At 61.9% G+C, this 26,760-nt stretch carries 26 protein-coding genes; 12 read left to right on the plus strand and 14 right to left on the minus strand.

The window, feature by feature from the left end; translation table 11 throughout:
- Positions 1-97 precede the first annotated feature (97 nt).
- The 3 genes from V8Z78_RS07220 to recG all read right to left on the minus strand — a co-directional run bounded on the left by V8Z78_RS07220 (position 98) and on the right by recG (position 3,992).
- Entirely contained in the window at positions 98-634 is a 537-nt protein-coding gene (locus V8Z78_RS07220) for a Dps family protein (RefSeq protein ID WP_003068377.1), read from the minus strand.
- A gap of 66 nt (positions 635-700) precedes the next feature.
- The gene (locus V8Z78_RS07225; RefSeq protein ID WP_003068373.1) at positions 701-1,666 is read right to left on the minus strand and encodes a LysR substrate-binding domain-containing protein; all 966 of its coding nucleotides are present in this window, start codon (positions 1,664-1,666) and stop codon (positions 701-703) included.
- 142 nt (positions 1,667-1,808) lie between these two features.
- Positions 1,809-3,992: an ATP-dependent DNA helicase RecG gene (gene recG / locus V8Z78_RS07230; protein WP_202787799.1), complete on the minus strand. Its 2,184-nt coding sequence runs from the start codon at positions 3,990-3,992 to the stop codon at positions 1,809-1,811.
- A 148-nt stretch (positions 3,993-4,140) separates the two neighbouring features.
- On the opposite strand from recG, the gene V8Z78_RS07235 reads away from it, so the two are divergent.
- The 4 genes from V8Z78_RS07235 to V8Z78_RS07250 all read left to right on the plus strand — a co-directional run bounded on the left by V8Z78_RS07235 (position 4,141) and on the right by V8Z78_RS07250 (position 8,540).
- Entirely contained in the window at positions 4,141-5,352 is a 1,212-nt protein-coding gene (locus tag V8Z78_RS07235; protein WP_349731157.1) for an HD-GYP domain-containing protein, read from the plus strand.
- 87 nt (positions 5,353-5,439) lie between these two features.
- Positions 5,440-6,528 (plus strand): tRNA preQ1(34) S-adenosylmethionine ribosyltransferase-isomerase QueA, encoded by a 1,089-nt coding sequence (queA, locus tag V8Z78_RS07240; RefSeq protein ID WP_046461622.1) that lies wholly within the window; start codon positions 5,440-5,442, stop codon positions 6,526-6,528.
- Between the two features lie 126 nt (positions 6,529-6,654).
- Complete coding sequence (locus tag V8Z78_RS07245) at positions 6,655-7,494, plus strand: Wzz/FepE/Etk N-terminal domain-containing protein (RefSeq protein WP_349731158.1); 840 nt, start codon at positions 6,655-6,657, stop codon at positions 7,492-7,494.
- Positions 7,495-7,613: 119 nt separating this feature from the next.
- Positions 7,614-8,540 (plus strand): DMT family transporter, encoded by a 927-nt coding sequence (locus V8Z78_RS07250; protein WP_349731159.1) that lies wholly within the window; start codon positions 7,614-7,616, stop codon positions 8,538-8,540.
- A gap of 20 nt (positions 8,541-8,560) precedes the next feature.
- On the opposite strand, the gene V8Z78_RS07255 is transcribed toward V8Z78_RS07250, so the two are convergent.
- Positions 8,561-9,298 carry a uracil-DNA glycosylase gene (locus V8Z78_RS07255; RefSeq protein ID WP_280040447.1) on the minus strand — a complete coding sequence of 246 codons (738 nt, stop codon included), beginning with the start codon at positions 9,296-9,298 and terminating at the stop codon, positions 8,561-8,563.
- A 172-nt stretch (positions 9,299-9,470) separates the two neighbouring features.
- Here V8Z78_RS07255 and V8Z78_RS07260 point away from each other — a divergent pair, with 172 nt between their 5' ends.
- On the plus strand, positions 9,471-9,875 hold the full coding sequence (locus V8Z78_RS07260; RefSeq protein WP_003068351.1) for a winged helix-turn-helix domain-containing protein: 405 nt from the start codon (positions 9,471-9,473) through the stop codon (positions 9,873-9,875).
- A 21-nt stretch (positions 9,876-9,896) separates the two neighbouring features.
- Here the strand turns inward: V8Z78_RS07260 and trpC are convergent, their stop codons facing one another.
- The 6 genes from trpC to trpE all read right to left on the minus strand — a co-directional run bounded on the left by trpC (position 9,897) and on the right by trpE (position 14,411).
- Entirely contained in the window at positions 9,897-10,697 is an 801-nt protein-coding gene (gene trpC, locus V8Z78_RS07265) for an indole-3-glycerol phosphate synthase TrpC (protein WP_003068349.1), read from the minus strand.
- A complete protein-coding gene (locus tag V8Z78_RS07270; protein ID WP_012840110.1) occupies positions 10,690-10,851 on the minus strand; it encodes a hypothetical protein in 162 nt (53 codons plus the stop codon). The genes trpC and V8Z78_RS07270 overlap by 8 nt, the downstream gene beginning before the upstream one ends.
- Positions 10,848-11,888 (minus strand): anthranilate phosphoribosyltransferase, encoded by a 1,041-nt coding sequence (gene trpD, locus V8Z78_RS07275; protein ID WP_085960382.1) that lies wholly within the window; start codon positions 11,886-11,888, stop codon positions 10,848-10,850. The genes V8Z78_RS07270 and trpD overlap by 4 nt, the downstream gene beginning before the upstream one ends.
- A gap of 111 nt (positions 11,889-11,999) precedes the next feature.
- Positions 12,000-12,581 (minus strand): anthranilate synthase component II, encoded by a 582-nt coding sequence (locus V8Z78_RS07280; protein WP_003068342.1) that lies wholly within the window; start codon positions 12,579-12,581, stop codon positions 12,000-12,002.
- 4 nt (positions 12,582-12,585) lie between these two features.
- Complete coding sequence (locus V8Z78_RS07285) at positions 12,586-12,915, minus strand: chorismate mutase (RefSeq protein ID WP_003068340.1); 330 nt, start codon at positions 12,913-12,915, stop codon at positions 12,586-12,588.
- Positions 12,912-14,411, minus strand: coding sequence for an anthranilate synthase component I (gene trpE, locus V8Z78_RS07290; protein ID WP_046461699.1), 1,500 nt, complete (start codon positions 14,409-14,411; stop codon positions 12,912-12,914). The genes V8Z78_RS07285 and trpE overlap by 4 nt, the downstream gene beginning before the upstream one ends.
- A gap of 445 nt (positions 14,412-14,856) precedes the next feature.
- Here trpE and V8Z78_RS07295 point away from each other — a divergent pair, with 445 nt between their 5' ends.
- Positions 14,857-15,462, plus strand: coding sequence for a chalcone isomerase family protein (locus tag V8Z78_RS07295; protein ID WP_349731160.1), 606 nt, complete (start codon positions 14,857-14,859; stop codon positions 15,460-15,462).
- 1 nt (position 15,463) lies between these two features.
- Here the strand turns inward: V8Z78_RS07295 and speE are convergent, their stop codons facing one another.
- The 3 genes from speE to rpe all read right to left on the minus strand — a co-directional run bounded on the left by speE (position 15,464) and on the right by rpe (position 18,428).
- Positions 15,464-16,729, minus strand: coding sequence for a polyamine aminopropyltransferase (speE, locus tag V8Z78_RS07300; protein WP_349731161.1), 1,266 nt, complete (start codon positions 16,727-16,729; stop codon positions 15,464-15,466).
- Positions 16,730-16,867: 138 nt separating this feature from the next.
- Positions 16,868-17,551 (minus strand): phosphoglycolate phosphatase, encoded by a 684-nt coding sequence (locus tag V8Z78_RS07305; protein WP_003068333.1) that lies wholly within the window; start codon positions 17,549-17,551, stop codon positions 16,868-16,870.
- Between the two features lie 196 nt (positions 17,552-17,747).
- Complete coding sequence (gene rpe / locus V8Z78_RS07310) at positions 17,748-18,428, minus strand: ribulose-phosphate 3-epimerase (protein ID WP_012840118.1); 681 nt, start codon at positions 18,426-18,428, stop codon at positions 17,748-17,750.
- A 31-nt stretch (positions 18,429-18,459) separates the two neighbouring features.
- Between rpe and apaG the strand changes: the two genes are divergently transcribed.
- The 6 genes from apaG (at position 18,460) to V8Z78_RS07340 (ending at position 24,830) form a co-directional block, all read left to right on the plus strand.
- Entirely contained in the window at positions 18,460-18,867 is a 408-nt protein-coding gene (gene apaG / locus V8Z78_RS07315) for a Co2+/Mg2+ efflux facilitator ApaG/CorD (RefSeq protein ID WP_349731162.1), read from the plus strand.
- A gap of 19 nt (positions 18,868-18,886) precedes the next feature.
- Positions 18,887-20,854, plus strand: coding sequence for a transporter-like protein TlpB (gene tlpB, locus V8Z78_RS07320; RefSeq protein ID WP_349731163.1), 1,968 nt, complete (start codon positions 18,887-18,889; stop codon positions 20,852-20,854).
- A gap of 60 nt (positions 20,855-20,914) precedes the next feature.
- Complete coding sequence (thiL, locus tag V8Z78_RS07325; protein WP_349731164.1) at positions 20,915-21,892, plus strand: thiamine-phosphate kinase; 978 nt, start codon at positions 20,915-20,917, stop codon at positions 21,890-21,892.
- Between the two features lie 187 nt (positions 21,893-22,079).
- Positions 22,080-23,696 carry a mucoidy inhibitor MuiA family protein gene (locus V8Z78_RS07330; protein WP_349731165.1) on the plus strand — a complete coding sequence of 539 codons (1,617 nt, stop codon included), beginning with the start codon at positions 22,080-22,082 and terminating at the stop codon, positions 23,694-23,696.
- 22 nt (positions 23,697-23,718) lie between these two features.
- On the plus strand, positions 23,719-24,312 hold the full coding sequence (locus V8Z78_RS07335; RefSeq protein ID WP_349731166.1) for a phosphatidylglycerophosphatase A family protein: 594 nt from the start codon (positions 23,719-23,721) through the stop codon (positions 24,310-24,312).
- A 23-nt stretch (positions 24,313-24,335) separates the two neighbouring features.
- Positions 24,336-24,830, plus strand: a complete 495-nt coding sequence (locus V8Z78_RS07340) for a CinA family protein (RefSeq protein WP_349731167.1) — start codon at positions 24,336-24,338, stop codon at positions 24,828-24,830.
- 5 nt (positions 24,831-24,835) lie between these two features.
- Here V8Z78_RS07340 and V8Z78_RS07345 read toward each other — a convergent pair whose 3' ends face one another.
- A complete protein-coding gene (locus V8Z78_RS07345) occupies positions 24,836-26,752 on the minus strand; it encodes a pilus assembly protein TadG-related protein (RefSeq protein WP_349731168.1) in 1,917 nt (638 codons plus the stop codon).
- Positions 26,753-26,760 lie beyond the last annotated feature (8 nt).

Genomic DNA, 26,760 nt, shown 5'->3' on the forward strand with positions numbered 1-26,760 from the left:
CTTTCAAAAGCAAAAGCGAAAAAGCCCTGACGGGCCTCCAGAGGCTAGCCCGTCAGGGCTTGGGGAAGACCGGGACGAGCTGCTGCCGCGGCGCGTCTCACTCCTCGAGCAGGGAGCGCAGCATCCAGGCAGTCTGCTCGTGCACGGCCAGACGCTGGGTCAGCAGATCGGCCGTGGGCTCGTCGCCGGCCTTGTCGGCACGTGGGAACAGCTGGCGAGCCGTGCGCGCCACGGCCTCGTGGCCCTGCACCAGGATGCGCACCATCTCCAGGGCCTTGGGCGGCTGGGCCGGGGCATCGGGCAGGCTGGTGAGCTTGCCGAACTGGGCATAGGAGCCAGGTGCATGGTGGCCCAGTGCGCGGATGCGCTCGGCCACGGGATCGACGGCATTCCACAGCTCGGTGTACTGCGCCATGAACATGGTGTGCAGCGTGTTGAACATGGGCCCCGTGACATTCCAGTGGAAGTTGTGCGTGGTCAGGTACAGCGTATAGGTGTCGGCCAGCAGCGCCGACAGCCCCTTGGCGATGGCGGCGCGGTCCTCGTCGCTGATGCCGATATGGATGCCTGCGGGCACCTGCGGCGCGGCGTCCGACTTTTGTTTCTGCGATTTGTCCTTGCCTTGCTTGGTCATGCACTCACCTTTCAGGTTTAACGAATCCAGGCTCCCGCCCTCTTCGAGCCGCTAAAGCCACGCTTATTACGACAGACGCTGCACCCCCGGCAGCGGGCAGGCGTAGACGGCATTGCGCAGTGCGGCAATCGCCTCATAGCGCGTGAAGCTGCGTCGCCAGGCCAGCACCACACGGCGGGTGGGCGGCGCAATGCCGTCTTCCTCATGAATCGGAAGATAGCGAATATGAGGCTCATCGGCGCGGCGACGGCGCTCAATGGGAGCCAGTGCATCCTCGGGCACGGACAGTCGCGGCACCAGGGTCACGCCCATGCCGGCGGCCACCATATATTTGATGGTTTCGAGAGAGGAGCCTTCGAAGGTGCGGCGAATGCCCTCGGAGTTGCTGGCATAGCGCGCGAATTCGGGGCAGACCTCGAGCACATGGTCGCGGAAGCAGTGACCCGCGCCCAGCAGCAGCATGGTCTCGTTCTTGAGATCCGTGGTGGACAGGCTTTTCTTCTGCGCCAGCGGGTGGGTGCTGGGCACGGCGGCCATGAAGGGCTCGTCGTACAGCGGAGCCAGTGCCAGACCGGTATCGGGGAAGGGCTCGGCCATGATGGCGCAGTCAATCTCGCCCGTGCGCAGCATCTCCAGCAACTTGACGGTGAAGTTCTCCTGCAACATCAGCGGCATCTGCGGCGTCATATTGATGGAGTTGCGCACCAGATCGGGGAGCAGATAGGGGCCTATGGTGTAGATCACGCCCAGGGTCAGAACGCCTGACAGCGGGTCCTTGCCACGCTTGGCAATTTCCTTGATCTCATTGGCCTGCTCGAGCACGCTTTGGGCCTGGCGCACGATCTCCTCGCCCAGCGAGGTCACCGAGACTTCACCGGCACTGCGCTCGAAAATCTTGACATCCAGCTCTTCCTCCAGCTTCTTGATCGCCACGGACAGCGTAGGCTGGGACACATAGCATGCTTCGGCGGCGCGGCCAAAGTGCTTTTCCCGCGCAACGGCCACGATGTACTTCAATTCGGTAAGAGTCATAGAGAGGGGGTCTTTGGGATTCTCAATAACAGCATTGATTCATCCTGTTTTTGCATTCAATCACAAATTGCCAAGGCAAAAGATTACATATATTCCTGCAAAAACGTAACTCTTTACGTCTTCAAACGCAGGTTTGGGTATTTCAGGCCTTCAAATATTCGGCCTTTCCACCCAGCCAGCGGCTGACATGGCGTGCAGCCAGCGCAGGAAACTGCTCAAGCATAAGCGGTGCCAGCTCGCGCGCCCAGTCCAGCAGCATCACGTCCTGCTCGAGATCGGCAAAGCGCAACATGGGTGCGCCCGACTGCCGGGCGCCGAGAAACTCTCCCGGGCCGCGAATCTCCAGATCCCGCCTCGCGATCTCGAAACCGTCATTGGTCTCGGCCATGGCCCGCAGGCGTTCCTTGCCTGTATCGGACAGGCGCCCGTTGTCATTGACCGAATACAGCAGCACACAGGCCGAGGCTGCAGCGCCGCGCCCCACACGGCCGCGCAACTGGTGCAGCTGCGAGAGGCCGAAACGCTCCGAGTGTTCAATGACCATCAACGAGGCATTGGGCACGTCCACACCCACCTCGATCACCGTGGTGGATACCAGCACTCCCATGACGCCGGCAGAAAACAGCTCCATCACGGCCTTTTTCTCGGCCGTGGGCATGCGCGAGTGCAGCAGACCCACCATGACACCAGGCAGCATTTCGCTCAAATATTCATGGGTAGCCGTGGCATTCGACAGATCCAGCGCTTCGCTCTCCTCGATCAACGGGCAGACCCAATAGACCTGACGCCCACTGGCGACCTGGGCGCCGATGCGCTCGATCACCTCGTCCTTGCGGCTGTCCGAGATCAGCTTGGTGACGATAGGCGTGCGCCCTGGCGGCAGCTCGTCGATGGTGGAGACATCGAGGTCGGCGTAATAGCTCATGGCCAAGGTACGGGGAATCGGTGTGGCGCTCATCATCAGCAAATGTGGCTCCATTCCCGTGGCCGCGAGTTTTTGCCGAAGCGCCAGACGCTGGGCCACGCCAAAGCGGTGCTGCTCGTCGATCACGGCCAGGGCCAGATTCTTGAACTGCACCTGCTCCTGAATCACGGCATGCGTGCCCACGACCAGCGCCGCCTCGCCGCTTTCCACCAGCGCCAGCATCGCGGCGCGCTCCTTCTTTTTCTGGGCGCCGGCCAGCCAGGCGACCTTTTTGCCCAGCGGCGCCAGAATCGGCTCCAGCCAGCCGACCAGCTTGCCGAAATGCTGCTCGGCCAGGATTTCGGTCGGAGCCATCAACGCGCATTGCCAGCCGGCCTCGATACAGGCCACGGCAGACAGTGCTGCCACCACCGTCTTGCCCGAGCCCACATCGCCCTGCAGCAAACGATGCATGGGAATACGGCGTTCCATATCGGCTCGAATCTCTCCCACCACTCGCTGCTGCGCCCCCGTCAGGCCAAACGGCAGTTGCGCCAGAAACTGCTGGGTCAAGTCAGCCATGCCGGCCTGCGGCCTGAGCACGGGCGCGCGCAAGCGGGCGCGCTCGCGCTTGGCCTCGTACTGGGACAGCTGCTGGGCCAGCAGCTCTTCCGCCTTGAGTCTTTGCCAGGCCGGGTGGGAATGGTCCTCCAGCGTGACCAAGGCCACATCGGGCGTTGGATGGTGCAGAAAAATGAGCGCATTGCGCAAGTCATATGCCGGCTGCAGTCCATTTTGACCATAGAACTGCGCAATGGGAGGCGACTGCCCCGGTGGCAAGGTCTCGGACAGATCGGCACGCAACAGCGCCGAGGCAATGGCCCGGCGCAGATAGGCCTGGGGCAAACTGGCAGTGGCTGGATAGACCGGTGTCAGCGCCGTGGGCAGCTCGCCGCCCGCCACCCGGAATGCAGGGTGCATCATCTGCCGCCCCCAGAAACCGCCCTTGACCTCGCCGCGAATGCGCAGGCGCGCCCCGGGCGCCATGGTCTTTTGCTGCGACGGATAGAAGCTGAAGAAGGTCAGCAGACAGGTGCTGCTGCCGTCATCCACGGTGACCTTGAGCATGCGCCTGGGGCGCAGCTGCACCTCGCTGTGCGTGACCGTGGCTTCGATCTGCACCGTCTCGCCATCACGCGCGTTCTTCAGCGGCACGATGCGGGTTTCGTCCTCATAGCGCAGCGGCAGATGCAAAGCCAGATCGATATCGCGCGTCAATCCCATCTTCTGTAAGGCCTGCTGCGCAGGGCTGACGGTCTTTTTGGGAGCTGCATCCTGGTCCATGCCCGCCTTTTTCTCACGAGCGGCAGCGCGCTTGACAGCAGACTTCGGCTCGGTAACAGGCTTTTTTGACACAGACAACTGAGACTCCTTGACTACACTCCCCGCGACAGGGAAAGCAATGTATGTATATACAGCATATTCAGGTTCGCAAACAACTGCCGCCAGCGCAATAACGTCAAAATCGCTACCATTCTCAAATTGTTACTATGTGTTTCCTCGTAAATCCATGTTGAAGCGAGTTGATGTCGAGCACCTGCGCCCGGGGATGTTTGTGCACGAGTTCTGCGGCTCGTGGATGGAGCACCCCTTTTTGCGTACCCGCCTCCTGCTCGATCAGCCCAGGGACCTGGAACGCCTGCTTGCCACCACCATCCGCCAGGTGTGGATAGACACCGGCAAGGGGGCCGACATCGCCCCCGACATCACGCCCGCAGAAGTCTTGGAGTCGCCAGGCGACGAAGCTGTGCCCAGCTCGCCGGTACGGCCCACCAGAACCAGCGTGGAGTTGCAGCAGGCCCATCAGATCATTGGGCAGGCACGTGATGTGCTCAAGACCATGTTCAAGGACATTCGCCTGGGCCGTCCGCTGGACCTGCCTGCCTCAGGTCTGCTGGTCGACGAGATGGCCGAGTCGATCAAGCGCAACCCCCACGCCCTGATCAGCCTGGCGCGACTGAAGACTGCGGACAACTACTCCTATATGCACAGCATTGCGGTGTGCGCGCTGATGATTGGTCTGGCACACCGCATGGGTCTGGACGAGCACCAGGTGCATCAGGCCGGTATCGCAGGCCTGCTGCACGATATCGGTAAAAGCAGAGTGCCGCCGGATGTTCTCAACAAGCCTGGGCCGCTGGATGCCGAGGAATGGGTCATCATGAAGTCCCACCCTCGCTGGGGCTACGAAATCCTGTTGCCTCAGGGGCTGGACGACGCCGTTACCGACGCCTGCCTGCATCACCACGAAAAAGTCGACGGCACGGGCTATCCCGACGGACTGAAGCAGGACGAGATCAGTCTGATGGCGCGCATGACGGCAGTCTGCGATGTCTATGACGCAATCACCTCGGATCGCCCCTACAAGCAGGGCTGGCACCCGGCCATCGCGCTGCAGCGCATGGCGCAATGGGCGCCCCATCATTTCGACAAGGCCATCTTCGAGCAGTTTGTCCAGACGGTGGGCATCTACCCGCTGGGCTCGCTGGTGCGGCTGCAGTCGCAGCATCTTGCCGTGGTGCTGGATGTCTCGCCGACCTGTTTGCTGACCCCGAAAGTGCGGCGCTTTTACTGCCTCAGCCAACAGCGCCGCATCACACCCGAGATTCTCGATCTGGCTTGCCCCCTGGCCAACGACAGCATAGTCGGGCGCGAAGACCCTGCCGACTGGCCCTTCAGGAATCTCAACGAGCTCTGGAATCCAGCCGCTGCTCAGCCCTGAAGCCGGCAGCCCTAATGGCGATTTGCGACAATCGCCCACTTGTTTGATTGAACTTGGAACGGGCCTCGTACGGCCCTCAAGCACCGCATGTCTTCCTGCCCCCGTGAATTCACACTCAGCGATTTCGACTTCGACCTGCCCGAATCCCTGATTGCCCAGCACCCCACCGCCGTTCGCAGCGCCTCGCGCCTGCTTGACGGCCGCAGCCTCCCTCCCACCGACCGCATCTTCCGCGAACTGCCCGATCTGCTGCAGCCCGGCGACCTGCTGGTCTTCAACGACACCAAGGTCATCAAGGCGCGCGTCTTCGGCGAAAAAGCCAGCGGCGGCAAGATCGAGCTGCTGGTCGAGCGCGTGCTGCAGAACAACGAGGTCGTGGCCCATATGCGCGTGAGCAAGAAGCCCTTGCCCGGTGCCAAGATCCATCTTTGCGGCGGCCTCAAGAACGGAGGGTTCGAAGCCACCCTGCTGGGCCGCTGGCCGGACGAGAACGGGCCGCTATTCCATCTTTCCTTCAAGGGCAACCAGGGCGAATCGCCCTATGAATTGCTGGAGCAGTTCGGCCACCTGCCGCTGCCGCCCTATATCGAGCGCCAGCAAAACGCCGAGCACGACCCTGATGAAAAAGAAGACAGCGAGCGCTACCAGACCGTGTTCGCAGCCCACCCTGGTGCCGTAGCCGCACCGACCGCCGCCCTGCATTTCGACGAGACCGTTCTGGCCGCCCTGCAAGCCAAGGGCGTGGAGCGCGCCAGCGTCACCCTGCATGTGGGAGCCGGCACCTTCCAGCCCGTCAAGACCGAAAACCTTGCCGACCACACCATGCACAGCGAGTGGTACGACATTCCCCTGCCCACATTGGCCGCCATGGAGCGTTGCCGCCAGCGCGGCGGCCGCATCATTGCCGTGGGCACCACCACGGTGCGCACGCTGGAGTCCTGGGCCAAGTACGGCAATATCAGCGGCGACACCAGCATCTTCATCACACCGGGCTTTCAGTACCAGGTGGTCGACATGCTGATCACCAACTTCCATCTGCCCAAAAGCACGCTGATGATGCTGGTCAGCGCTTTTGCGGGCTATGAGCACATCATGGGCATGTATCAGCATGCGATTGCCCAGCATTACCGCTTCTTCAGCTATGGAGACTCCATGCTGCTGGAGCGCCGGCGCTGATCTGCAACACATTGGAGCCGCTGTGCCGGCTCCTGGCATAAGGAGTTACAGAAACACTGGGTCCAATCTTTTCTTAGTGGTAGATTTCATCGTTTTGTCAAAGTGCTTATTCATTTAGAAAAATCGATGGAAGTTCAAACCCCACAAGATGAAGAGCTAGATCTGCTGGATCTATTGGTCACTCTCGCAGAAAACTGGAAAATTCTGATTTTCGGCCCGCTATTGGCTGGCATTGCGGCTTACGGAATCGGTCTGGCGATCCCCAAGACCTACGAGAGCAGCGCATCGGTTCAGGTGGAGCGTCCCGGCTCCAGCTTTACCGCCCCCATGGCCGCCAGCCTGGCCATGTCTGCTGACGTGCTGCATCAGATTGCCCCTGTTGCGGGCCTGGACGATGGCCTGACCAAGGAAGAAATCTATAAAAAGCTCAGCAAGCGCATCACCGTCAATGTCGGCAAGCAGGACAAGCTGCTGAATATTTCAACGCAGGCCAAATCGCCCGAAGCGGCTCAAAAGCTCAACCAGGCACTGCTGGACACCTTGTTTCCCCTGAGCAAGCCACGCGGTCTGGAAAAAGAGCAGCTGGAGGTGCAGCTGGCCTCCGAGAAGACACGCCTGGAGGAGTCGCTCAAGCTGGAGCATGACACATCCGCCAATCTCTCCTCCGGGAAAAGTGTCACCGAAGCCACCAGCCGCCTCTATGGCGAACTGCTGACCGCGAACAGCAATCGCCAAAAGGGGATTCTGGACATGGAGCGTCGCCTTGAAGGTCTGGACAACGACGATGTGATCCAGATGCCGACCCTGCCCGAACTTTCCATCAAGCCCAAGAAGTCCATGCTGGCCATTGGTGCGGCTGTGGGCACCGGTTTCCTGCTGCTGCTGTTTGTCTTCATCCGGCAAGCGCTGCGCACCGCCAAGGAGTCTTCGACCGAGCAGGCCGAAAAAAATTGCGCGTATTCGTAACGCCATGCCCTGGTAATCCTTCATCACCCCATCCAGTGCCCGCACCTAACAGTGCGGGCATTTTTATGGGCGTCACAACCAAAGCCGACAACTTCGCCCCCTAGAATTCCTCGCTTCTCTTGTCGCAAATCGCTACGGACATGTTCCCCGGCTGGCTCTCTCCCACACTTTCCCCGTCAGCGCAGTCTGCCATCCGCGGTGTTCTGCTCACCATATTCGCCTGTGCGCTGTTTGCCGTTCTGGATAGCGCCACCAAGTTCACGGGAACGCTGCTTCCGGTTCTCATGGTTTTGTGGCTGCGCTTCACGGCCCAGGCTCTGGTCACCAGCGTGCTGGTTTTGCCTCGGCACGGCCTTTCGGCACTGAGAACCCGGAACTTGAGCTTTCAACTTCTGAGAGCGATCTCGGGGCTGTTGACCACGGTCTGCGCCTTTTTCTGCATAAAGAACATGCCTTTGGCCAATTTCACGGCCATCTGGTCAGCAGCGCCGCTCTTTATCGTGGTGGCCTCGGCGCTATTTTTCAAAGAGCAGGTCAGTCCTGCCCGTTGGTCGCTGCTGGTGATCGGTCTGCTGGCAGTGATTGCCATCGTCCGACCGGAAAACGATGGACAGCCCTTGGGCCTGGCCGCCCTGTGGCCTGTTGGTCTGCTGGTATCGGGCACCATCTACCAGGTCCTAGGAAGTCGCCTGTCTCGCCTGGATTCACCTCCAACCACCCAGCTTTACTCGACCTGGCTGCCCTTGCTGCTGACCACGCCTCTCATAGGCTTTGTATGGCAACCCATCGATGACTGGCAGATCTACGCAGCAGCAGCTGTGATGGGCCTTTGCAGCGGCATTGGCCACCTGATGCTGCTGCAGGCATACACCCACGCCACGCCCGCAACCGTGGCGCCTTTCCTCTACAGCCAGATCGGCTTTGCCATGCTGATGGGCTGGCTGTTTTTCGGGCAGCTTCCCGACAGCACATCGCTGCTCGGAATGACGGTGGTGACGCTCAGCGGCCTGACGGGCGTCTGGCTTGGAATCAGGGAAAAGCGCTGAGACAGCCCAATCTGGCCATCTCAATAGCCGTGTCTGAGCTTGAACTCCCTGGCCTTGCCGAAGTGTCCGTTACCGATAAAGGGCACGGGAGGCCTCAGGGCCGATAACGGTGAAGGGTGGTTGCTCATCAGCACCAGATGGCCACGATCCTGAGGAATGAACACACGCTTGGACTGGGCGTGCGAGCCCCAGAGCATGAAGACCGTGGGCCGCCCCTGCTCTGCCACCTGGCGGATGATGGCGTCGGTCAGCTCTTCCCAGCCTTTTTTGGCATGGCTTGCGGCCTGCCCTTCTTCCACCGTCAGACTGGTGTTGAGCAGCAGTACACCACGCTGAGCCCAGCTCACCAGACTGCCGCCTGGCTGGGGAAACGCCGGAAACGGCGTGCCCAGTTCACGCTGCATTTCCTTGAAGATGTTCTGCAACGATGGCGGAACGCGCACCCCGGGTGCTACAGAAAATGCCAGACCCTCGGCCTGCCCACGACCATGATAGGGGTCCTGCCCCAGGATCACGACACGCACCTCCTCGGCGGGCGTCAATTCCAGGGCCCTCAGGGGCTTGGGTGGAAAAATCACGGCCCCTTCATCCAGTCTTTGCTGCAAAAACTGCAGCAAGCCCTGGCCTGTGCTCCCTGCAAAGAAAGAGTCGACAACGGCTTGCCAGTCTGGCGAGACAGGCCAGTCCTGCGGATCTGCACTCATCAACTGGGTAGGCGCAGCGGTGTTGGCACTCATGCTCTGGCTAGTGAAGTTCATGCCTGGATTTTCTCAACTTCCAGAGTCATCTCGAATGATTTCCTCAAGGGTTCTCACCTATTTTTAGGCTCAAAATACCTGATTTCAGTGAGTGACACATTCTGACAATTTGCAAAGAATCGACTCCAACATAGCTGACCACTTGGCGGCTCAGGCTCACAAGGAGTTATTCATGCACACATCTTCTGCCAGTCACTCACAAGCCTCTGCCGTGCAGGCCTTCTTTTCCTGCGCCCGCCCTGCGTTCACCTTGAGTCCCCAGGGCTTCAAGTTTGCCGACTGGGAGTTGAGGCTGCGCTCGCGCAGCCTCATCAGCGCTGCCGGGCATGAGGTGGGACTGACCAAGAGCGAGTTCGCGCTGCTGTTGGCCCTGCTCAAACGTCCCAGGCAAATCATGAGTCGTGAGCAGATCATGGATCTGACGCAGGCCGAAGACGATGTCTTTGACCGTGCCATCGATGTGCAGATGCTGCGCTTGCGCCGCAAGGTCGAAGCATCGAGCCGCGCGCCCACGCTGCTCAAGACCAAGCGTGGTGCCGGCTATTTTCTGGATGCCGATGTGCAGGTTCTGCGCTGAACCCGCACAGCAGCCAATCGCTCACTGAAACAACTGGGCCAGGGCCTCGCCCGGCTCGCGGGCACGCATAAAAGCCTCGCCCACCAGGAAGGCGTCAATGCCGGCGTCACGCATGGTCTTCACATCGTCGCGGCTCAGGATGCCGGACTCGGTCACCAGCAGGCGATCTGCAGGCACATCCTTCTTGAGGGCAATCGTGGTCTGAATATCGACCTCGAATGTGCGTAGATTGCGGTTGTTGATGCCCACCAGCGGCGTCTTGAGCTTGAGAGCACACTGCAACTCCTCGCCGTCATGCACTTCCACCAGCACATCCATGTCCAGGCTGTGCGCAATCTGCTCCATCTCCGCCATCTGCGCATCATCCAGGCAGGCGGCGATCAAGAGCACGCAGTCGGCGCCCATCACCCGAGATTCGTAGATCTGATAGGGGTCGACCATGAAGTCCTTGCGCAGCACCGGCAGCAGCGTGCTCGCGCGGGCCTGCTTGAGATAGTCTGGTTGCCCCTGGAAGAACTGGCGATCGGTCAGCACCGACAGGCAGGCCGCACTGATCTTGCCGTCGCCCACCATATAGCTCTGGGCGATGTCGGCAGGATCGAAGTCGGGACGGATCACGCCCTTGCTGGGACTGGCCTTCTTGACTTCGGCGATCACACCGGCCTGTCCCTTGGCAATCTTGGCACGGATGGCGCCCACGAAATCGCGCGTGGAGACACGGCTTTCCGCATCGCGGCGCATCTCGGCAAACGGCACGGCCTTCTTGGCAGCGGCAACTTCCTGGACCTTGACGTCGCAGATTTTCTTGAGAATGTCAGACATGGTTTTCCTTGTTGGTGGCGGCATCCGCTGGGCCGCGCAAGACCTTCATGATGACGCGGTGCATGCCTATGCCCACCACGATGAACAGCAGGGAGAGGCCCAGCACGATCCAGGTGCCGGCATCGCTCCAGATGGGCGCATCCAGCAGGCTCATGCGGCTGTGCCGAGCTTTTGCGAATAGGCCACCAGCTCCTTGAGCTTGGCCAGTGCCGCGCCGCTATCGATGGCCTTCTGCGCACGCTCCAGCCCCTCTTCGATCGAGCCGGCCACATTGGCGGCATAGAGGGCGGCACCGGAGTTGAGACAGACGATATCGCGCGCCGGGCCTTGGTCCCCCTGCAGCACGCCCATCAGCATGGCCTTGGACTCCTCGGGATTCTCGACCTTGAGCGAGCGCGTACCCGCCATGCGCAGACCAAAGTCCTCGGGATGGACTTCATACTCGCGCACCACGCCGTCCTTGAGCTCGCCGACCAGCGTGCCCGCGCCCAGGCTGATTTCATCCAGGCCGTCGCGGCCATAGACGACCAGCGCATGCTCGGCTCCCAGGCGCTGCAGGGCACGCACCTGAATGCCGACCAGGTCTTCGTGGAACACGCCCATCAGGATATTGGGCGCGGATGCCGGGTTGGTGAGCGGACCCAGGATGTTGAAGATGGTGCGCACGCCCAGTTCCTTGCGCACGGGGGCCACGTTCTTCATGGCCGGATGATGGTTGGGCGCAAACATGAAGCCTATGCCCACATCGCGTATGCAATCGGCGATCTGCGCGGCGTTGAGGTTGATGTTGACGCCCAGCGCCTCCATGGCATCGGCACTGCCCGACTTGCTGCTGACGCTGCGCCCGCCATGCTTGCTCACCTTGCCGCCCGCTGCCGCAATCACAAAGGTCGAGCAGGTGGAGATGTTGAAAGTGTTGGCGCCGTCGCCGCCGGTGCCGACGATATCGACCAGATTCCTCTTGTCGTGCACGTTCACCTTGTTGGAGAACTCGCGCATCACCTCGGCCGCAGCCGAGATCTCGCCAATGGTTTCCTTCTTCACGCGCAGGCCGGTGATGATGGAGGCCGTCATCACGGGCGAGAGCTCTCCGCGCATGATCATGCGCATCAGATGCAGCATTTCGTCATGGAAGATTTCACGATGCTCGATGGTCCGCTGCAGCGCTTCCTGGGGAGTGATCATTGCAATATCTCTCTATGTTTTTGAGAGCTGCTTGCGCTTGCCTTCACTTGATTTCTCATTGTTTTCATTCTGAAATCAAGCAGTAGCAAACGTTAGCAGCTATCAATAAATCTACGGTTATTTCTGGTCGAGAAAGTTCTTCAGCATGGCATGGCCGTGCTCGGTCAGAATGCTCTCGGGATGGAACTGCACCCCCTCGATGGCCAGTTCGCGGTGGCGAACCCCCTGGATTTCACCATCTTCGCTGGTCGCCGTGATTTCAAGGCACTCGGGCAGCGTGTTCCGGTCGATGACCAGAGAGTGATAGCGGTTGACCGTGAACTGCCTGGGCAGGTCGGCAAACACGCCCTTCTGGTCGGTGCTGATCACGCTGGTCTTGCCATGCATCTGCTGGCCCGCCCGGATGATGTCGCCGCCAAAGGCCGCGCCGATGCTCTGGTGACCCAGGCAGACACCCAGAATCGGCAGCTTGCCCGCGAAATGCTTGATCGCCGCCACCGAGATGCCCGCCTCGTTGGGCGAGCAGGGGCCGGGCGAGATCACCAGCCGCTCGATGCCTTCGCGCGCGATCAGCGCCTCGACTTCGGCCACCGTGGTTTCGTCATTGCGCACCACGGTCACCTCCGCGCCCAGCTCGCCAAAGTACTGGACGATGTTGTAGGTAAAGCTGTCGTAGTTATCGACCATCAGCAGTTTCATGGTCTTACTCCCCTGATTTCTTGGGTTCACGCAGGCGCGCAAATTCCTGGTGTTCGTAGGCGATGCAGGCTTCCATCAGCGCGCGATAGACGGTCTCCATCACATCAGGCTGGCCGCCTTCCTGCGCCGTGCGCTCACGCACGCGGCTGACGATGGCTTCGATGCGCGCCTCATCGCGCACCTGGCCCACGTCCCCCTTGATGCGCGCCGCCTGCTGCATATAGCCGATGCGCGTGACCAGCAGCGGCACCAGTACATCGTCGAGCGCATTCACATTGCGGCGCACATCTTCCATGGTGGTGCAGTGCTGCACCAGATCAATGGCTTGGCTCATTCCAGACCTTCCTCAACCAGTTCTGCGGCGCGCAACAGGGCGCGGGCCTTGTGCTCGGTTTCTCTCCATTCCAGCTCGGGCACGGAGTCGGCCACCACGCCGGCAGCGGCCTGCACATAGAGCACGTTGTCCTTGATGACGCCGGTACGGATCGCAATCGCCAGATCCATGTCGCCGGCAAAGCTCAGATAGCCGCAGGCACCGCCGTAGATGCCGCGCTTGCTGGGCTCGAGCCGGTCGATGACTTCCATGGCATGCACCTTGGGAGCGCCCGTCAGCGTGCCTGCAGGGAAGGTGGCCTTGAAGACGTCCATATTGTCCATGCCGTCCTGCAAGATGCCTTCCACATTGCTCACGATATGCATGACATGGCTGTAGCGTTCCACGGCAAAGGCTTCGGTCACCTTGACGCTGCCGGTCCTGGCAATGCGGCCGATATCGTTGCGCGCCAGGTCGATCAGCATCACATGCTCGGCACGCTCCTTGGGGTCGGCAATCAGCTCCTGCTCGGTGGTCTTGTCGGCCTCCACCGTATTGCCGCGCGGACGAGTGCCGGCCAGGGGTCGAATCGTGACCTTCTGGCCGTCGGGCGTGCGCTCCTGGCGCACCAGAATCTCCGGGCTGGCTCCCACCACATGGAAATCTCCGAAATGGTAGAAGTACATATAGGGGCTAGGGTTGAGCGAGCGCAGCGCGCGGTACAGCGACAGCGGCGAGGCCGTGAAACGCTTGTGAATGCGCTGGCCCACCTGCACCTGCATGAAGTCGCCCGCCGCGATCAGCTCCTTGGCCTTTTGCACGGCGTCCAGATAGTCCTGCTTGTCGAAGCTGCGCTCTGCGGGATAGCTCTCGCCGGCGCGGATCTGCGGCGCGCTGACGGAATAGCGCAGTTGGTCCTTGAGCTGGCGCAGACGCTTCTTGGCGCGGGTATAGGCTTCGGCCTCGCCGGGGTTGGCGTAGACGATGAGATAGAGCTTGCCCGAGAGGTTGTCGATGACGGCGACCTCTTCGCACTGCAGCAGCATGATGTCGGGCGTGCCCAGGCTGTCGGGCGGGCAGCTGTTCTCCAGCTTTTTCTCGATGTAGCGCACGGCGTCATAGCCGAAATAGCCGGCCAGGCCGCCGCAAAAGCGCGGCATGCCGGGCGTGACGGCCACCTTGAAGCGCTGCTGATAGGCCGCGATGAAGTCCAGCGGATTGCCGCCGGCTGTCTCCACAACCTTGCCATCTGTCACGACTTCGGTCTTGGCTTCAGTGCCAAAGCCCGAGGCGCGCACAAAGCTGCGTGCCGGCAGGCCGATGAAGCTGTAGCGGCCGAAGCGCTCGCCGCCGACGACGGATTCCAGCAAGAAGCTGTACTTGCCGTCACCATTGGCATGGGCCAGCTTGAGATAGAGGGAGAGCGGGGTTTCGAGGTCGGCAAAGGCCTCGATCAGCAGCGGGATGCGGTTATAGCCTTGGGCCGCAAGCGATTTGAATTCCAGTTCCGTGATCACGGGAGAAGCTCCGGGAGTCATGGCGCATGGTGCATCTGCACGGATTGATTACGGGCAGATGACGCGTTTGAAGAAAGGATGCGCCGGTTCATTCCAATTGGCCCGAAGTATGCAACGCATGGGGCCGCGGGGTGCACGCCGGGCTCGTGCCGGGTGCTTCAGCAGTTCGGATGTGCAGGCTTACGCCAGGGCCAGGCTCCCCGGTCTCCACAACCTGCATTGAACGTGCGATGAATGAACATGATGCGGACAGTGTAGCGCATAGCGCCGCCGCGCAAACAATGACGCTCCGATGCCATGCAATGACTTCCATGCTGGGGACAGACCTGATTGCGGCAATCACGGGCAAAAACAAACATACCGTTTTCACCGGAACGCGGGCCCACGGCGCGCAAAGCGAAGCGGTCACCAGAACTGCTCGGCCGGAAATCACGAGGAGACAGCCATGCCCAGTGCCCGTTTGATGCCAGCCCTGCTGCTGGCAGCCGCTCTTGCCTGCCCGGCCGCTCAGGCACAAGGCATGCCCTCCGAGCCCGTGAAACTTCATGGTGTCATCTATGCCCCCAGCTTGCAATCCCAAGGCAGGACGCTGGAACTCAATGGCGCAGGCACCCGCTACAAGGCCGTTTTCAAGGTCTATACCGCCGGCCTGTATCTGGAAAAACCGGCACGCAGCCTGCAGGAAATCGCCGCCCAGCCCGGCCCCAAGCGCATCAGCGTGACCATGCTGCGCGATATCGACTCGGCCGAGCTGGGCAAGCTGTTCTCGCGCGGCATGGAAGACAATATGGAGCGCGCCGCCTTCTCCAAGCTGATTCCGGGGGTGATGCGCATGAGCGAGATCTTCACCCAGCACAAAAAACTGCTTGCGGGCGAGAGCTTCATGGTGGACTGGCTGCCCGGCCAGGGCGCCCTCGTGACCGTCAAGGGCCAGCCACAGGGCGAGGCCTTCAAGGAGCCCGAGTTCTTCAATGCCCTGCTGGGCATCTGGCTCGGGCCCAGGCCCGCCGATCAGCAGCTCAAGAAAGCGCTGCTGGGCGAGGCTGGCTGACTCACTTGAGCAGCTCGCGGTAATAGTTGGGCAGCGCAAACAGCGCGCCGTGCACCTGCTCGTTGTAGTACTGCAGATCCCGCACCTTGCGCTGCCTGAGGCGCTCGGCCACTTGCTGCGCCTTCAGCTCCAGCGGATCCAGCTCATCGGAGGCCACGGCCAGCCCCCAGTAAGCGCCGTAAAGCGGAATATAGAGGCCGTAGCAGCGCACCACGGCAAACTGCTGGCGCAGGCTGCGCACCAGCTCGGCCACCTGCGGACCGTGGAAGACAGGGCTGCCCAGATGCAGCACCAGCGCGCCGCCCGGCGCCAGCACGCGCTTCATGCGTGCCAGCGAATCAAGCGCGTACAAGGCGCTGGCTGGCGTGTCGGGATCGGTCAGATCCATCAGTGCCAGATCAAAGCGCTCATCCGTTGCCTCCATCAGGGCCAGACCGTCGCCTATGCAGACTTCAACACGGGCATCATCGAGCGCACCGCGATGTACGGCCTGCAGATGCTGGCGCGAGAACTGCACCACGGCCTCGTCCAGCTCGGCCAGCACCACGCGCTCTATGCTCGGATGCTTGAGCAACTCCTCGGCAGCCCCACCATCGCCCCCACCCAGAATCAAGGCCTTGCGCGGCGCGGGGTGGGCCATGGCGGCCGGATGCACCAGGGCCTCGTGATAGAAGAACTCCTCGCCCTCGGAGGTCATGAAGCGATCATCGAGACGCAGCACCTTGCCGAACTGCGGCGTCTGCAGCAGCTCCAGCTTCTGGTATGGGGTCTGCAGCGTCTGCAACGCCGTGGCGCGATAGCCAAAGCGTGCATGGGGCGTGAGCTGCTCCAGGGCCCAGCCGGATTCGGGCTCGGGTGCAGGGTCCACGTCATGGTCTGCCGGCTGCGCCATGCCGATGTCGCCGCGCATCAATTGCTGGCGCAACACCTTTTTCGGCGCAAAAGCGTCGATCACGCCTTCCATCAGCCTGCGGGCCTTGCCCGAGTTGTCGGCCGAAAAATTGCACACATAGACGTCAATGGTGACACTGCCCGTCTCGGGCCAGGTATGTATGGCCAGATGGGACTCCGCCAGCAGCACCGTACCCGTCACCCCGCCGGGCTGGCCTTCATAGGGCGGGAACTTCACCCAGGTGTCATCCACCAGGGTCAGCCCCGAGGCCGCAGTCTGTTCGCGGCAAAGCCCGGCGATGGCGTCGGCATCGAGCATGTAGCGCTCATGGCCTGCGCATTGGTAAAGGTCGGCAGTCAGGTGCAATCCGTGCATGTGGCGTGAGTCCCCCTTCGTTCTCTGCCGACTGCAAGGCGATGCACGAGCCGACATGGGTTCAAACAAAGCAAATGACTCTAGCAAATATGCTTATCCGCACTCTTTCTTGCCAGATATGCGGACCAACAGACGGCATCACACCACAAGCTGCTCCAGCGAATCCAGATGGGCCCTGGCCTCGACCGCCGTGATGGGCTGGCCGTGGTTGTAGCCGTAGGTCATCAGCACCACGGGGCAGCCGGCGGCATGGGCGGCCTGGGCATCGTTGCTGGAGTCGCCCACCATCAGCGTGCGAGCGGGTTCGCTGCCCAAGGCCTTGCAGGTTTCGACCAGCGGCATGGGGTCGGGCTTTTTGCGCGGGAAGGAGTCGCCACCGAACACGCAGTCGAAAAAGCCGTCCAGCCCCTTGGCGGCCAGCAGGGGCTGGGCAAAGGACAAGGGCTTGTTGGTCAGACAGGCCATGCGCAAGCCCAGGGACTGGAGTGCCTGCAGACCTTCGGCCACGCCCGGATAGACATCGGCAAACTGGCCGTTGATGGCCAAGTAATGGTGCTCATAACGCTGCCAGGCGCGGGGATACAGGGCATCGATGTCCGGCGCCTCCACATGCGCCAGCACGGAGCGGATCAGATGCTCGCTGCCCTTGCCCACCATGTTCTCGATGATCTGCGGCTTGATGGCCGGCAATTGCAGATCGGCCAGCATGCGGTTGAGCGCTTCGGCAAAGTCGCCCAGCGTATTCACCATGGTGCCATCGAGGTCGACCATGACGGCATCCAGTTCCAGGGCGGCGGCGGGAGCAGGCAGATTCAGCTTCATACAACTATTAATTCAATAGCTGCATGCGCTTTTCAATATTGGGCTTGCAGCCAAAAACACTAAAACTTTCATACCCCGACTCCAAAAGCCGCGCTCGTGTATCGAGCGCAGCCGAAGTCAGGGCAGGAAACCAGGCCTGGGCGGCCTCGCCACCTCGGTGCGAAGGTGCTGCGGGTCGCAGCGCCTTAAGCGGGAGTCAGGCCAGATTCTTGCGCATGGTGTCGATGACAGCCTTGTAATCCGGCTTGCCGAAGATAGCGCTGCCAGCCACAAAGGTGTCGGCACCGGCATCGGCCACAGCGCGGATATTGGCTTCCTTGATGCCGCCGTCCACTTCCAGGCGAATGTCTTTGCCAGAAGCATCGATCAACTTGCGGGCCTTTTCGATCTTACGCAGCGTGCTATCAATAAAGCTTTGACCGCCGAAGCCGGGGTTCACGCTCATCAAGAGGATCAGGTCGATGTCTTCGATCATCCAGTCCAGCACCTCCAGCGACGCGGCGGGATTGAACACCAGTCCAGCCTTGCAGCCGTGGGCCTTGATGTTCTGAACACTGCGGTGCACATGCTGCGATGCATCGGGGTGAAAGCTGATGTAGTCCGCTCCTGCCTTGGCAAAGGCCGTGGCGAGATCGTCCACGGGCTGCACCATCAGATGCACGTCGATGGGCACAGGCTTGCCATCGGGTGTGACCGAATGGGGTTTCAAAGCCTGACAGATCATGGGGCCGAAGGTCAGATTCGGCACGTAATGGTTGTCCATCACGTCAAAGTGGATCCAGTCGGCGCCGGCCGCAATGACATTACGCACTTCTTCACCCAGACGGGCGAAGTCGGCTGACAGGATGGAGGGGGCAATACGGTAGGTGGGGCTCATGGATTGCAATTGTCGCAGTTACCATTAGCTCATGCCGATGAATGAGTTTCTGGTCCAAGTCCAGCCCGCCTACCTGCCCGAGCAATCCGCTCCGGCCGCCGGCGTCTATGTGTTTTCCTACACCATTACCGTCACCAACACGGGTGAGGTGCCCGCGCAGCTGATTGCGCGGCACTGGATCATCACCAACGAGCTGGGCCATGTCGAAGAGGTCAAAGGCCTGGGCATGGTGGGCCGACAGCCGCTGCTGCAGCCCGGTGAATCCTCCGAGTACAGCAGCGGCTGCCAGCTGCGCACGCCCACGGGTACCATGCGCGGCAGCTATCTCTGCGTGAATCACGAGGGCGAGACCTTCGAGTGCGAGATTCCGCTCTTCGTATTGCAGATGAATGACTCCGGCGACCCCATGCCCATGCCCGAGAAGCGCGTTCTGCACTGAGGCAAGCACCCACATTTGCATGAAGAAAAGCACTCTTGACCTGCCCGGCCTGCTGGCGTCCCTGGACCCCGATGCTGGCCTTGCGCAACGCCATCTGTGGCTGATCCATCTGGCCGAATGGATACGCGCAGCCGAACCCTCTGTCGAAGGCGCCGTGCAGCGCGTGAAACAGATCGTCGAGGCCTTCGAGGCCGATCCCGAAGCCCTGGCCCGGCTGCGCCGCTGGAGCCAGACGCTGATGGAGACGGTGGACATCACCGCCCTGCTGGCCGATTTCGGCTTTGCCCCGCGCACCGCCATGGCCAGCGAGGTTGCCGAGCGCCTGCGCTACAAGTTGCTGCCCAGCACGCCCGAGACCGAGGATGCCTCCGAGCTGTTCATGCTGGTCTTCCCCGACCGTTTTGACGCCCGCTGGCTGCATGCGCTGGACAGCCAGCTCATGGCCCGCATCACCACCTTGCTGACCCCGCAACAGCTCGAAGAAGGCGTGAGCTTCTGGGAGCGCAACCTGCTTGACGCCATCACCTATTGCGCGGGCCAGATTCTCTCCACGGGGTTTGCTCCAGAGCTGCGTCTGCGCATGAGTGAGCAGGCACGCGAGGAAAAGCCGTTTCATGCGCTGATCCACGATGTGGAAAACCTGCGTGTGGAGGTCATGCTGCCACTGCGCACCACCGACAGGCGCGACGCCGCAGCCGCCCAGCTGCGCGAACGGCTCGAGGCCTGCCGCGCCGCCGTATCGTCGGTGTACTCCTATGTCGAGGCCGAAGGCATTTCCGTCGGCCTGATCTTCCGCCTGCGCCAGGTGCGTGCGCGCATTCTGCGCATTCGCCGCCTGCTCGATTGCCTGCTGGCAGAAGACCGTGCCTACGAGACGTCCGAGCTGCTCTCCAACCTCGTGGCCGTGGGCATAGAGCGCCGAAGCGTGCGTGCGCTGATGTCCACCAACTCGTCCTTGCTGGCCGCCAAGGTGGCCGAGCGCAGTGCCGAAACCGGCGAGCACTACATCACCCGCGACGGCAGCGAATATCGCAAGATGGTCGCCAAGGCCGCGGGCGGCGGCTTTGTGATGGCCTTCACCACGCTGGCCAAGTTTGCACTGTATGCGTTGGGCCTGTCCGTCTTCTGGTCGGGGCTGGCTGCGGGCTTCAACTACGCCATCAGCTTTGTGCTGATCCAGATGCTGCACTTCACGGTGGCCACCAAGCAGCCGGCCATGACGGCGCCGGCCATGGCGGCCAAGCTCAAGGACATCCAAAGTGATGGATCCATCCAGGAATTCGTCGACGAAGTCGCCCATCTGGTGCGCTCCCAGGTGGCCGCCATTCTGGGCAACGTGCTCATCGTCTTCCCCGGGGCGTTGCTGCTGTCTCTGGGCTACGCCTATCTTGTCGGGCACCAGGCGCTCAGCACCCCGCATGCGCGCCTGGTGCTGGACTCGCTGAGTCTGCTGGGGCCGTCCGTGCTCTTCGCCGCCTTTACCGGCGTGCTGCTGTTTGTCAGCAGCCTGATTGCCGGCGGTGCGGAGAACTGGTTTGTGCTGCGCAACATCGATTCGGTGATTCGCTACAACCCGCGCATCACACGCTTTCTGGGCACGAGCCGCGCGGATCGCTGGGCAAGCTTCTTGCGCAAGAATGTCTCCAGCTTGGCATCCAACATCTCGCTGGGTTTCATGCTGGGCCTGGTGCCTGCATTTGCGGCCTTTTTCGGCCTGGGGCTGGAAGTACGCCACGTCACCCTGTCCACCGGCCAGATCGGCGTGGCCGTGGCATCACTGGGCTGGGAGGTGCTGCATGACGATCTGCTGTGGTGGGCAGTGGCCATGCTGCCATTCAATGCGGCGCTGAATGTGGGAGTGAGCTTCTACCTGGCTTTCCGCGTCGCCCTGCGTGCCCACAACGTCAGCGGCGTGGACCGCTCGCGCATCTACAAGGCCATACGCCAGCGCTTCTGGCGCAGGCCGCTGAGCTTTTTCTGGCCTTGACCTTTAACCGCCGCGACCAGCGGCCACCAGGCCGCATCATCGCGAGCGGCCAGAGACCTTATGGGTGAATTCGATCTGATCCGCCGCTATTTCCAGCGCCCCGTACGTCGCGCAGCCCTGGGCGTGGGCGACGATTGCGCGCTGCTGGCCCCGGCCCCCGGCATGCAGTTGGCCATCTCCAGCGACATGCTGGTCGAGGGCCGCCATTTCTTTGCCGACGTGAACCCGCGCCTGCTGGGTCACAAGGCTCTGGCCGTCAATCTCAGCGATCTGGCCGCCAGCGGCGCCAGGCCTCTGGCGTTCACGCTGGCCCTGTCTCTGCCCCGTGCCGACGAAGACTGGATCAGCGAATTTGCAACCGGCCTGCTGACCCTGGCCGATGCCCATGACTGCGAACTCATCGGCGGCGACACCACGGGCGGCCCGCTCAATATCTGCATTACCGTGTTCGGCGAAGTACCTGCCGGCCAGGCCTTGCTGCGCAGCGGCGCCAGGGCCGGCGATGAGATCTGGGTCAGCGGCACTCTGGGCGATGCACGCCTGGCACTGGAGGCGATGCTAGGCCGCGTGCAATTGCCTGCCGAGCTGCTGCAGCAGACCCGCCAGCGGCTGGAAGCCCCCACGCCGCGCGTGGCCCTGGGCCTGGCGCTGCGCGGCATTGCCAGCAGCGCGCTGGATGTCAGCGACGGCCTGCTCGGCGATCTCGGCCATATTCTGGAACTGTCCAGCGTCGGGGCCACGGTAGACAGCCGCTGCACCACGCCCTTGATGGCCGCAGCCGCCTATCCGCACAGCGATGCATGGCAATTCGATTCAAAGCTGCAACAGCAATGCACACTGGCAGGCGGCGATGACTACGAGCTGTGTTTTACCGCCCCCGTAGCCCGGCATGCCGACGTGCTGGCAGCAGGCGCTGCCAGCGGCACGATCGTGCATCGCATAGGCCGCATCGATGCCGAGCCGGGCCTGCGCGTGATCGACGCAAATGGAGCCCTGCTGCAAAACCGCTGGAAATCCTTCGACCACTTCGACGGATGAACGCAAGGAACGCGATCCGGACGCAAGAGGCACAAGGAAAGGGATAGGAAACCGCCTGGGTTAAGCTCAAACCCTTAGGACTTACGCAAATAGGAATGCAACAAGGGCCTGCCTGCTGAGGCAGTCGTCTTGCCTGAACCCATTTTGCGTAAGTCATGTCCCTGTCCACTGTCCAAAAGAGCTGCCAATGCGTTCAAGCCGTCTTCTGCCTGTGTCCATGGTCTGTATTGCAGCTGCTTTGCCCGGGCTCGTCCTGGCCGACGCCAGCAGCCTCAGTGTCTCGGGCAATCGCGCGCCCATCACCGAGGTCACGCTCTATCCCGGCATCGCCGCCGTACAGCGCGAGGCACGCATCGAAGCCCAGACCCGCCTGCTCAGCTTTGAATGCCTGCCCGCCAGCGTGGATACGCAAAGCCTGCAGATCAGCGGCGACGAAGGCGTGCGCGTGGGTGAGATCAAGACCCTGATGCAGTCCAGGCAGATGGCTGCCAAGGAATGCACCAGCCCGCTGGACCAGCAGATTCGCAGCCTGGAGGATCAGCTCGCGAACATCGAGGCCGAAGAAAGCGCAGCCAGGCTGGTGGGCGATTTTCTGCAGGGCATGAGCAAACCCGGCGACGAAGCCAGAATCAGCCCCGCTCAGATCGCCGGCACCAGCCAGGCCCTGCGCCAGACCAGCCGCGACAACAGCCTGCGTGCTCACCAGATTCAGCGCCAGAAGCAGGATCTGCTGGCGCAGTTGCAGCCTCTGCGCCAGGAGCGCGACCGCACGGGCTCCGAGCAGTCTCAGGTCATGAAAGTCAGCGTGCAGCTGGCCAGCGCACGCGCTGCCAATGTGCGCCTGAGCTATCAGGTGCGCGGCCCCAGCTGGCAGCCTAGCTACCGCGCTCAGTTGAACACCACCAAGCAGCAGGTGCAGCTGGAGCGCCAGGCCCTGGTCGTGCAGGCCAGTGGCGAGGACTGGAGCAATGTGCGCCTGCGCCTGTCCACCGGCCAACCCAGCCGCAGCACCCAGGGTGTCATGCCGCGCCCCTGGACGGTGGATATCGCCCAGCCACTGCCCCCCGCCGCTCCGGCACCAGCCCCCATCGCCATGATGGCGCGCGGCGGAGCCAGGGCAATGCGCGAAGAGGCAGCAGCACCGGACTTGCCGGTGCTCGATGTCTCCAGCATCAACACGGCCTACAGCACGCAATTCATCGTGCCGTACAAGATCAGCGTGCCCTCCAGCGCCGAGCGCATCACGCTGTCGCTAGGTCAGGAAAATCTGGCCACCAGCCTGCTGACCCGCACCGCGCCGGTCATGGAAGAGGCGGCCTATCTGATTGCCACGCTGCAGGCTCCGCCAGGCATCTGGCCGGCGGGCCCGGTAGCACTGTTCCGTGACGAGGCGCTGGTTGGCAATGGCAGGCTGGACTTTGGCAACGCCCAGGCACTGGCGCAAGGACTGTCTTTTGGCCGCGATGACAACGTCGTGGTGCGCCGCCTGCCTGCGCAAAGTCATACCGGCAGCGGCGGCTGGGTCAGCAGCAAGACCGAGCGCAACATCGTGCGCAACTACGCCGTCGAAAACCGTCACAACCAGCCCATCGCGCTGCAGGTGCTGGACTCGGCCCCTGTTTCGCGCAATGAGCAGATCAAGGTCCAGTCGCAATACAGCCCGCAGCCTGCCACCATCAGCTGGAATGCGGAAAACGGCATGGTTGCCTGGGAGCAGAATCTGGCCGCCCGCAGCACGGCCCAGTTCCAGGCCACGCACCAGATCCGCTTCCCCGAAAACCAGCCCATCTCCGGCCTGCAATAAGGCAGGCGCGTATCATCACGCCATGACGGACGATTCATTAAAAAGCGCCGCAGCGCATGTGGGTATTGCGCAAGCAGCTATCAATAACAAAGCACACCCCAGCATGAGTGCGGCGGGAATCGCCCACCCCAGCGTGAAGTTCATGCTGCAGCATCCGGCCCATCTGATTGCCCTGGGCTTTGGCTCCGGCCTGCCCCGCGTCGCCCCCGGCACGGTGGGCAGCCTGTGGGCCTGGCTGGCCTATCTGGTGCTGGCACTGTGGCTGAGCCCGGCACAGATCGGCTGGCTGATTGCCGCCAGCATTCCCGTAGGCTGGTGGGCCTGCACCGTCACCGCAAAACATATGCGCGTGGCCGACCCCGGCCATATCGTCTGGGACGAAGTGGTCGCCATGTGGATTGTTCTGTGGCTGTGCATGCCCATGGGCTTCTGGGGTCAGCTGGCCTGCTTTGCGCTGTTCCGATTTTTTGATGCCGTCAAGCCCCAGCCCGTCAAATGGGCAGACCGCCTGTTCAAAGGCTTCGGCCCGCGCGGCGGCTGGGGAATCATGTGGGATGACCTGGTAGCCGCTTTCTGCACCCTGCTGGTCGTGGCTCTCTGGCGACATTTCTTCTGACTGTGCAAGCCATGGAGGAGACGATGAGCACACAAGCAAGCGGCATCGAAGAACTGGTACGACAACTAGCCGCCAGACTGACCGAAAAAGGCTGGATGCTGGCCACCGCCGAAAGCTGCACCGGCGGCATGATTGCCGCAGCCTGCACCGATCTCGCAGGCTCCAGCCAATGGTTCGAGCGTGGCTTCGTGACCTACTCCAACGAGGCCAAGACCGAGATGCTGGGCGTTCCCGCCGAGCTGATCGCAAAGCACGGCGCCGTCAGCGAAGAAGTCGTGCGTGCCATGGCCGAAGGTGCCATCCGTCACTCACGCGCCCAGGTCAGCATTGCCGTGACGGGGGTTGCCGGGCCTGAAGGTGGATCGGTCGAAAAGCCGGTGGGGACGGTTTGGTTCAGCTGGAGCGTGAACGCCGAGGTTCAAGCCCATGCGCTGCTGCTCGAAGGCGATCGGGCGCAGGTGCGCCGGTCGTCCGTACGTCATACGCTGCAGCAGTTGCTCAAACTCATAGGCGGTTGACGACCTCAGTACACCAGTTGCGGCTGCAGGCCGCAGCTGAGCTGCGCGCCGATCTCCGTCTGCGCCAGATTGATACCCAGGGCCTTGAGCAGTGCATTGAGCAGCGGGTCCAGCAACGGGGACAGCAAGCCCTGGACAATGCCTTGCAACAAGCCTAGCAAGGTGCTCAGCACCCCACTTACGACACCAAGCAGCGCCTGGATTCCGCCAGGGCTGGCCCGGGGATCACTGGGCAGAGGCTGCAGCAGATTCAGGCTGCTGACCGTAGCCCCCAGGCTGCCCACAATATTGTTGGCGGACAACGCTTGCCACAAGGGACTGTCGCCCAGGCGCGGTGGGTTGTCGAAGGTGAATTGCGGGTTGGTGTTTGCTGCTACGGGAGTATCGACCTTGATACCTAGCCCGCCAAAATACTGGGGCGTGGGCTTGCCAAAACCGTCGCACCCTATGCAGTCCAGGCGCAGCACCGGCAGGGCCGCGTTCTGGAGCGGTGCCTTGCTGCCAAAAACCTGATTTTTGGCCTCAGTCAGAGAGTTGCCCAAACGGCCGAGATGGATATCGGCCGCCGCCGTGCGCGCATTGGTCACCAGTTTCTTGCTGCCAGCAGCACAGCTGTAATCCGTCACATAGGCTTGGCCTCCGCCGAGGTCCAGGCTCAGATCCAGCCGCAAAGGAGCCAGCGAAGGCGAAAGCAGAGTGACCGGATCGACATATCCATCCGCATTGCCAAGCAAAAGATTCACCAGACTGATGGCCGGGCCTAATGTTTTGAGCAACGCATCAACGGGCTGCAGAATACTGAGCCCCGGCATATTCACCGATGCCAGCACACGCACCTGTGCGGTGCGCACATAGATGCGATCGGCGCCCAGAGGGGCGAGCTTGGCCCGTGCCGGATCCCCCACGGATGACATCTGTGGCGGCTCTATCACCTTGGCAAAGACATTGAGATTCAGCAGGCCGGGAATGGGCACCGCCACGGCTGCAGAGACGGCGCTATTGCCGTTGCCGACCTGTATGAAGCCCTGCACCAGATCAAAGGCATTCAGACCCAGATTCAGCGCCGACGAATCCAGCCCGGTCTGCAGATTGAGCAGTTGCGAAAGCCTGAGCGTCAATGCCGGAGCGCCCAGTGTGGCTCCCACTAATTGATTGAGCGCCTGCAGCGCCACGCTGGCAGTGCCCGCACTTTGCTGCACGGCGTCCACCATGGTTTGCAACAATACGCCCACGGTCACATCGGCGTTGACCAGTTGATCGTAGTTCCCTGCCTGGATCCCCAGGCGCGGAGCCAGCAGATCCAGAAACTGCAGCAGATTGACCTGCGTGCCCAGCAGCCCATTCCAGCCCACTACGTCCAGGTTGATATTGGAGCCCAGCAGGCCGCCCAGAAGCGCGTTCAGAATGGACGACTGCGTGGTGCTGATCTGGGCCAGGGTCGTGCGGATGGTCAAGGCCGCCGCCTGCTGAGGGCGCCAGGCCACAGCCTTGGCCGTCACCACTCTGGAGCCATTTGCGCCGGTCTCCCAGACGAAGAAGAAAGGCACGCTCCGGCTCAACTGCACCCGGCTCGCATTGAAGGGGTTCTGCCCCACAGCAAACATGTCGCTGGCGGTAGCTCCTGTACGGCTCTTGTTCCAGTTCCCGCACTCGGCAGTGATCTCCTGGGTTTTCGCGCCATTCTGAAAGGCATTGTTCTGCGCGCTGGCGGCACAGTCCTGCATGCTGCTCACGGAAGCCCCCGCCAACGCGGCCAGATCCGCAATCTTCTGCAATTCCCGCTTTTGCCAGAACACATTGCCGATATCGATGGTTGCCAGGCAGATCACGGCAATCATCAGCCATAACGCCCCCAGCATCGCCACGGAGCCCGATTGGCGACGAGTGCGAGCACGGCTCAGGCCTTTGGCAAAAGACTGCATGCAGAGAG

Source organism: Comamonas sp. wu1-DMT, from assembly GCF_040187805.1.
GTDB lineage: Bacteria > Pseudomonadota > Gammaproteobacteria > Burkholderiales > Burkholderiaceae_C > Comamonas > Comamonas thiooxydans.